General features: G+C 49.4%; 9 protein-coding genes. 4 read left to right on the top strand and 5 right to left on the bottom strand.

Annotated elements, in window-relative coordinates; all coding sequences use genetic code 11:
* Positions 1-1,213 (top strand): IS21 family transposase (istA, locus tag ASH01S_RS16840; RefSeq protein WP_067929604.1); only part of this gene is annotated, 1,213 nt, incomplete at its 5' end.
* On the top strand, positions 1,210-1,932 hold the full coding sequence (istB, locus tag ASH01S_RS16845) for an IS21-like element helper ATPase IstB (RefSeq protein WP_067929605.1): 723 nt from the start codon (positions 1,210-1,212) through the stop codon (positions 1,930-1,932). The genes istA and istB, both read left to right, overlap by 4 nt.
* Positions 1,933-1,957: 25 nt before the next feature.
* Here istB and ASH01S_RS16850 read toward each other — a convergent pair whose 3' ends face one another.
* Positions 1,958-2,518: a hypothetical protein gene (locus ASH01S_RS16850; RefSeq protein ID WP_067929606.1), complete on the bottom strand. Its 561-nt coding sequence runs from the start codon at positions 2,516-2,518 to the stop codon at positions 1,958-1,960.
* A 400-nt stretch (positions 2,519-2,918) separates the two neighbouring features.
* Here ASH01S_RS16850 and ASH01S_RS16855 point away from each other — a divergent pair, with 400 nt between their 5' ends.
* Both ASH01S_RS16855 and ASH01S_RS16865 read left to right on the top strand, forming a co-directional pair.
* On the top strand, positions 2,919-3,902 hold the full coding sequence (locus tag ASH01S_RS16855) for a ParM/StbA family protein (protein ID WP_067929607.1): 984 nt from the start codon (positions 2,919-2,921) through the stop codon (positions 3,900-3,902).
* 664 nt (positions 3,903-4,566) lie between these two features.
* The gene (locus tag ASH01S_RS16865; RefSeq protein WP_067929608.1) at positions 4,567-4,815 is read left to right on the top strand and encodes a hypothetical protein; all 249 of its coding nucleotides are present in this window, start codon (positions 4,567-4,569) and stop codon (positions 4,813-4,815) included.
* 198 nt (positions 4,816-5,013) lie between these two features.
* Here the strand turns inward: ASH01S_RS16865 and ASH01S_RS16870 are convergent, their stop codons facing one another.
* The 4 genes from ASH01S_RS16870 to ASH01S_RS16880 all read right to left on the bottom strand — a co-directional run bounded on the left by ASH01S_RS16870 (position 5,014) and on the right by ASH01S_RS16880 (position 6,789).
* The gene (locus ASH01S_RS16870; protein ID WP_157067215.1) at positions 5,014-5,406 is read right to left on the bottom strand and encodes a hypothetical protein; all 393 of its coding nucleotides are present in this window, start codon (positions 5,404-5,406) and stop codon (positions 5,014-5,016) included.
* Positions 5,407-5,420: 14 nt separating this feature from the next.
* The gene (locus tag ASH01S_RS16875; RefSeq protein WP_067929610.1) at positions 5,421-5,690 is read right to left on the bottom strand and encodes a hypothetical protein; all 270 of its coding nucleotides are present in this window, start codon (positions 5,688-5,690) and stop codon (positions 5,421-5,423) included.
* A 315-nt stretch (positions 5,691-6,005) separates the two neighbouring features.
* Positions 6,006-6,233 carry a cysteine-rich CWC family protein gene (locus tag ASH01S_RS18145; protein ID WP_245629140.1) on the bottom strand — a complete coding sequence of 76 codons (228 nt, stop codon included), beginning with the start codon at positions 6,231-6,233 and terminating at the stop codon, positions 6,006-6,008.
* Positions 6,234-6,246: 13 nt separating this feature from the next.
* The gene (locus tag ASH01S_RS16880; RefSeq protein WP_067929611.1) at positions 6,247-6,789 is read right to left on the bottom strand and encodes a GNAT family N-acetyltransferase; all 543 of its coding nucleotides are present in this window, start codon (positions 6,787-6,789) and stop codon (positions 6,247-6,249) included.
* Positions 6,790-6,796: the final 7 nt, after the last annotated feature.

Raw genomic sequence — 6,796 nt, forward strand, 5'->3', positions numbered from 1 at the left:
GGGCGGGCGGCGGACCGTTGAGGAATACGTGGCCAAGCGCCGGAAGGAACTCAAGCTGGAACGTGCCGAGAGCTATGAGCGGCTTGAACATCCCGGCGGCGAAGCGCAAGTGGATTTTGGCACGGCTTATGTTGGACAACCCGGCAAGCTCGTGGAGCGAAAGGTACTCACCATGTCTTTCCCGTTCAGCAATGCCGCTTTTGCTTTCCCGGTTCGCAAAGAGAACACGGAATGCTTCCTGGAGGCCATGAAACACGTCTTTGAGCGGATGGGCGGTGTGCCGAGGAAGATCTGGTTTGACAACCTGTCAGCGGCGGTAGTCTCGATTGACCGGGACGGAACACGCACATTCACCGACCAGTTCCTGCGATTCGCAGCTCACTACCGGTTCACCCCGGAGTTCTGCAACCCATACAGCGGTCATGAAAAGGGGCATGTGGAGAACAAGGTTGGGTACAGTCGGCGCAACTGGCTCGTCCCGCCACCCGTATGCGGCACGGATGCTGAACTTGAGGCATACCTGGCCCAAATGGCAGAAGCGGACATGGATCGTCCTCATTATGCCAAGAAGGAGCGCATTGCTGACCTCTGGGAGGCAGAACGCAAAAAGCTCTTGACCTTGCCGACCGTTGCGTTTGAGGTCTTCCGGCTCGAACCGGCCCGCTTAAACAAATACCGGGAATTCCGGTTTGAGACGACCACATATCCGCTGCCGCAGTGTCGTGCGCTGGAGACTGTGTTGCTGAAAGTGAAGTGGGACGAGATCGAGGTTCTGTCTAACGACGGGGAGTATCGACTCCTGGCGAAGTTGCCCCGGCCGTATACGGAGAAAGCAATCCCGATTGAGTGGTCGGCCGTGTTCGACGGATACCGGAGAAAGCCAAGGGCGGTGATGTACTCGGACCTGGCGAAATTCATGCCCGCTTCCGTGCGCACATTCGTACAGGTGGAGGATGTCGAGCTGAGGAAGTCTCGCATTGCCCTGATTCGTCGACTGCTGGACACACACCAGATGTCCGAGATTGGTGCCGCACTCGATACATTGGCAGGGCATTTCAGTCCCGACACAGTGCTTGAGCATGCACTGTATGCCATGAAACATCCGGAGTACCGCCCTGAGCCGTTTACGGAGCCTCATACCCCAGTGGTGATTCACGGACACACACCCGACCTCAGGCAATATGACGCCATTCTGGGGGTGAGCAAGGCATGAAACAGGAATTGGCTGCTGCATGCAAGAGCCTTCACTTGGGATACGTGATGGAAGCGTACGAGGACATTCCGTTCAATGACCGCTCGGAGTACCTGCTTGGCGTACTGCAAGCAGAATTGCGTGGGCGAGAGATATCCCGAATTCGCAAGCTGATGACGAAAGCCCGCTTTCCACAAATGAAGACGCTGGAAGGCTATGATTTCGGGGCGGTGACGTTCCCAGCACACTGCAGTCGTGAGCTCTTAACGGACCTCGTTTTTCTCGAGCGGAAAGAGAACGTACTGATGCTGGGCAAAGTAGGAACCGGTAAAACCCACTTAGCGACGGCGCTCGGGGTTGAGGCCTGCCGACGAGGGCACGAGGTGCGATTCTTTCGAGTACATGACCTTGTAGCTACCTTGCAGGAGAAGTACCAGGCCGGGACACTCAACCGATTCCTGCGGGAACTGCAGAGGGCTGAGCTACTCATCCTCGACGAAATGGGCTTTGTGCCCTTTCACAAAGATGGCGCTGAACTGCTGTTTCACGTCATCTCCGAGTGCTACGAGCAACGGAGTGTGATCGTGACCTCGAACCTTGAGTTTGGTCAGTGGAACACCGTCTTTGGTGATGCCAGGCTGACAGCCGCACTCGTGGACCGGCTCGTCCACCACGCACACGTCCTGGCCTTCACCGGCGAAAGCTACCGGTTGCAACATGCCCTATCTGGAGTGAAGTAGTCGTAATCTTCAGTGTCGGCGGTGCCTATGCACAAATCCGCAGCGTTTCTCTGCACTTTTTACTTGCGGAAAACACCTGGATTAGTTCTTTGTGCTCCCCCTTGCAAATCTGGGCATACATGCGATGGGTGATAACTAAAACCTGAACACCAATTAACCTCTGCTTTTTTGGTGTGGTTCTCGTGTCCTCCCCGTCAACAGCCACTGCAACAAATTTCCCTGCATACTCATTGATTGTATCCGCCGTAGCATCGAGTCGTTTACGCTCATCTGAGAAGAGTTGAACCCAAAGAACACGGTGGTCGCTGTCCCTTGTCATTTCCCCGATAATTCGTAGGGCTTGTCTTGTCTTTCCCGACCCTGCCTCGTGATCAAATACGATGAAGTGCTCCGCGTCCCATTTCTGGCGGTTCGTAATTTGTTCACGTAGCTCCGCAAAATAATTTTTGTCTACACCATGGCTGTGTTGAATCATCATCACTTTCCCCTTTCCACTCGTTGTGCGTGACTCTGCCCTGGTGCAACCTGCACCCAGAGCCTGTTCGGGCACAACAAAAAAGCTGATTTGAGTTGTCAAGGTACCCATGATTCTTCCACCGCCCAGAGGACATAGTTACCCCAGGGCTACATAGGAAGAAACTTAAAATTGGGCACCCCACAACAAATCAGCTTTACGCTCATTTAATGTAGGGAAAGGTGACTTCCTGTAAGAAGTCTGGTAGGGCTATGATAATACACTCGTTGTCTTGTGTCAAACTTTTTATGGTGTTGACTCCAGATACCCCCAATGGCGTTTTCTTCTGAACACCTTTGTAGCGTCCGATCTCCTCTCCTCCTCCGTCCCTGTTTTCATCCTTATCTCATTTCCTACTTTTTCGCCCACAGTCGCACCCGACTCGAACATGATAGTGCGAACCCATCGGAATTATTCGCACAGAAGTGCTTAGTATATGGGGACGAACCAATTCATAGGGAGGAATGATTTTATGTCGTATGCAATCGCTGTAGACACAGGGAAACATTATACCAAGACTCTCAGTTACAAGGATCAAGGGTTCATTAAGCAACGGTTCCGCACGCTCATGCAAGAGGGAACTCATTTTTCTGGAGTCGAGGTATCTGGGGACACTTATCGCGTGGAGTTTGAGGACAAACAGTATCTTATTGGGAGTATGTGCTCAGAGTTGAATGCGGACTATGCCTCTGCGTCCAAACACTCTCTTACCCACAAATTGGCGGTTTACACGTCCATAGCGCTGATGTTGGAAAAACTCAGTGTGGAACGAGTCGGTATTCCGCAAGTCGCTGTGGCACTGAATACCCCACTTCATATCTTCAAAAACGAAAAACTAAAAGCCGCCTATCACGAGTTTATCCTGAATGACCAAAAGCCCATTTCCTTGCGCGTGAATGGACAAGCCTGGGTGTTTCGGATCAACCAACTGGTGTTATTGCCCGAATCCCTCGGTCCGATCTACTACCACCTGAATGAATACCGCAACAGCAGAGTTACAGTAATCGACATCGGCTCAATGAACGCATCCTTTTCGACTTTCGACAGGTTGATCCCCAAGATTGACAGTATGGTGATCTCGAATCTTGGCGTAAACCTCCTTCGAGGACATGTCCAGGAGACGCTATCCACCCAATTCGGAACCACAATCACGTTGGACGAAAGCGAAGCCATTCTACGAGAACAAGTCTACTCCATCAATGGCACAGTCATGCCCGACAGCCAGCCAATAATCCGTGATTTGATGACGAACCATGTCCGAGACATCATCAACTATGGAAGGTCACAAGGGCTATCGTTCACTACGCCTGTTTTTTGCGGCGGAGGCAGTCTGTTGTTAAAGGATGCTATCTTAGCCCAGTACCCTTATGCCCAGATCGATGACAACGGGAGCTACTCTAATGTGATGAGTTACTGGAAGTTACTTGAAGCCAGGGGCTTAACTTCTCATGTCTAAGCGGAAAATCTCAATTTCCGTCCGAGATCCAGCCGTTTACAAGTATTTGAGGGAGAAGGCGCAAAGGGACAACATTAGCGCGTATGTCTGCGGGTTAATTCGAAATGACATGATAAATAACCATGAAGACTTGGATGAAAGAATCGAGGCGGTAGTCAGACGGCTGTTGGGGAACCCTAACGGAATCACGCTTCAATCACGCGATCATCCGAAGAAGGACTCATTGTCGGACGAGGACAGGGAACTTCTCAAGTCGCTGTTCTAACGGAGAGAGCCAATATTGGCTCTCTTTCGCGCTCCAGCGTACGCATCCAGCCAACTTTACGTGAATTTCCCTGATATGTAGCCTATCTTTCGCAATTTCGGACACCTGAAGTCTCGATTTTAGACTTGCCAGCGATAGACTCACACACTCAAACCTGTTGAAACTCTAACGCCAATTAACAAACCCACTCTTCAAGTAATAGCCGCCGAACAATATCGTATCAGACCAGTCATCCTACCCTGCCTATGTGACCTTGGCTTTCCTCCATGCAGGTATCCCTTGAGATATAACGACCCGCCTTTTTCATTGTTTGAGCTAAATCAAATGTCGTCCCTTATTACGAGCGCATGTGTTACAATTTTCCTATGTTTTCACGATGGTTCCGAGGAGGATGGTTTCATGGCTGAAGATGATTTAAGTAAATACGGGGACTGGCTAACTCAACTTTGCAGGGAAGTGCGTCCTCTCGACGATATTTCCGTACGAGTCGAGCAAGTAAACGATCCGCCGCTCGGAAGCTACATCATCCATTTCACCCGCAATGACAACGGAAACGTGGTCAACACCGAGATTGTCTCCATTTCGAGGCTTGACATTGAAGATAAATCAGCAGGCCAGAAAATACTTGCCGCAATTAACAAAGTTTGACCCCCATATGCTCAAAGACGGACGATGATGATTCCGTGAAGCACCTACTGATGACACAACCCGCGTTTTCGTTGTGTTTGAAACACTATTAACCCGATTCCCACTCGAACATGTGATATGAGAGCCAGTAATGGCTCTCTTCTTGCTGAAGAAATCGACTCCAGCGAACTTTTCCCTGATATCCCTCAGTTTCGCGTACTACTGGTCATCCGCCTCGTCTAACACTCTCCGTAACGCATCCCTCGATTGTTCTGGCAACAACTCGACGAAATGACGCAAACCCATGGAATATACCAAACACATCGCGAGTCGATCGCGTTCGATACCGTCTTCTTTAAACGGAATACCGCCCCATAGTTCCCAAAGATGGTCATTTGAAGTTGCAATGTTCCAAGCTGGAATGCTAACTTTCTGCGGTTCAACAGACGGGAACATCTGATAAAACATCATCCATTCTTGGGCAGTGATGTTTTCCCCATCTTCATAGACTCTGCGATGTAACTCGTCGTTCATCTGTGCATTCACCTCTCGTTGAGTGCGTTGATGGATTTTGAATTCGGTAACCTTGGAAGCATGAATTAACTTCATCACGAGGATTTCCCCTTTTAGAAACACAGAAATGCCTTCTTCTCCTCATGTCCTCCCAGCCTTTCCAATTCCCCTTTGATCAACGCCACATCTATCCGAATGCCAGACAAAGCCGCCGCATTATTTTGGTCAACAATGCGGAGGATTCCCTCCAAAGTACTCACTTTGCGCTTCAAATCCTCAACCTCGGTCTGTATATTCTTTAGTTGGTTAGATGCTTCATGGACATCATACCGAATCCGATCCTCCATTTCCGAAAGCAATTCCTTTAACTCTTCGTTTTCCACGTTTTATCCCGCCCTTTCCTGGCTCCTTCTCAACCCTTAAAGCCTTTAGTCTCCGCCCTGTTCCTCGCTGACTTTAGTCAAACGCCATAAAAAACGCCCAGTCATGCGACTGAGCGGGTCTGGCAATCTATATGAGGTTGGCGGTAACGGATGCTCCCTCATGAGTTCTCGTCCTTTGTTCGTACTCTTGTTATCGTCATCATAGCGTTCGCGGATAGACGGGTCAAGGCGAAAGGCAGGAATTTAGGGCTTTACGTCACTTCCCCGCATATAATCATGCCATTATAATCCAAACATCATGAATGCCAAATCCCCTTAAACGACCTTACACTGCTCAATGTCACCCCTCAATTTCTCGAGGCAATTTTGACATATGCACGTTTCTTCTGACCCTGTTGATGGGATTTTGTCGAATATCTCCTTCGGGAAGAACTCCTTATCACACCAACATGTACCGTGTGGTTTTCCCGCAACGTTGCCGAAATTGTTATCCCCCCCCCACAAATTGGGCACACTTTCCCGCTCATCGTTGTGCTCACCCATCCCCTCTATATGACTAATCGTCTGGATTCACGATTGCGAAATGCAGATGGTCTTCCCACTTTCCATTGATTAGGACATTCTTCCTTGAAAGGCCTTCTTTTTCGAATCCCGCCTTTTCAAGAACTCGGATTGATCCCCTGTTGTGCGGCATTACACCCGCTTCAATTCGGTGTAGCTTTAGAACCTGGAACGCATAGTCTACAACAAGTCGAACAGCTTCCGTCGTGTATCCACGTCCATTGTAAGCCTTGTCCAACGAGTACCCTAACCAGCACGATTGCAACGGACCTCGAACTACCTCGGTTAAACCGATAATTCCTATCAAGTCATCTGTGCTGATTAAAAATATTCCAAATACATACTCTCTATCTTGCTCCATTTTCTCCATACTGGATTTAATAGAGTTAATCTGATACTCGATGGTATAAAATTCCTCGCTCCGCGTTGTCAGGTAAGTTTCAAAGAAAGTGCGATTTCTCAGGTTCAGTTGCAATTTGGCAACAGCATCTGATTCCTCTAAAAACCTTAGATAAATGTCGTTTCCCACCAATTTCATTAGACAA

It is taken from the genome of Alicyclobacillus shizuokensis NBRC 103103, from assembly GCF_001552255.1.
Taxonomy (GTDB): domain Bacteria; phylum Bacillota; class Bacilli; order Alicyclobacillales; family Alicyclobacillaceae; genus Alicyclobacillus_G; species Alicyclobacillus_G shizuokensis.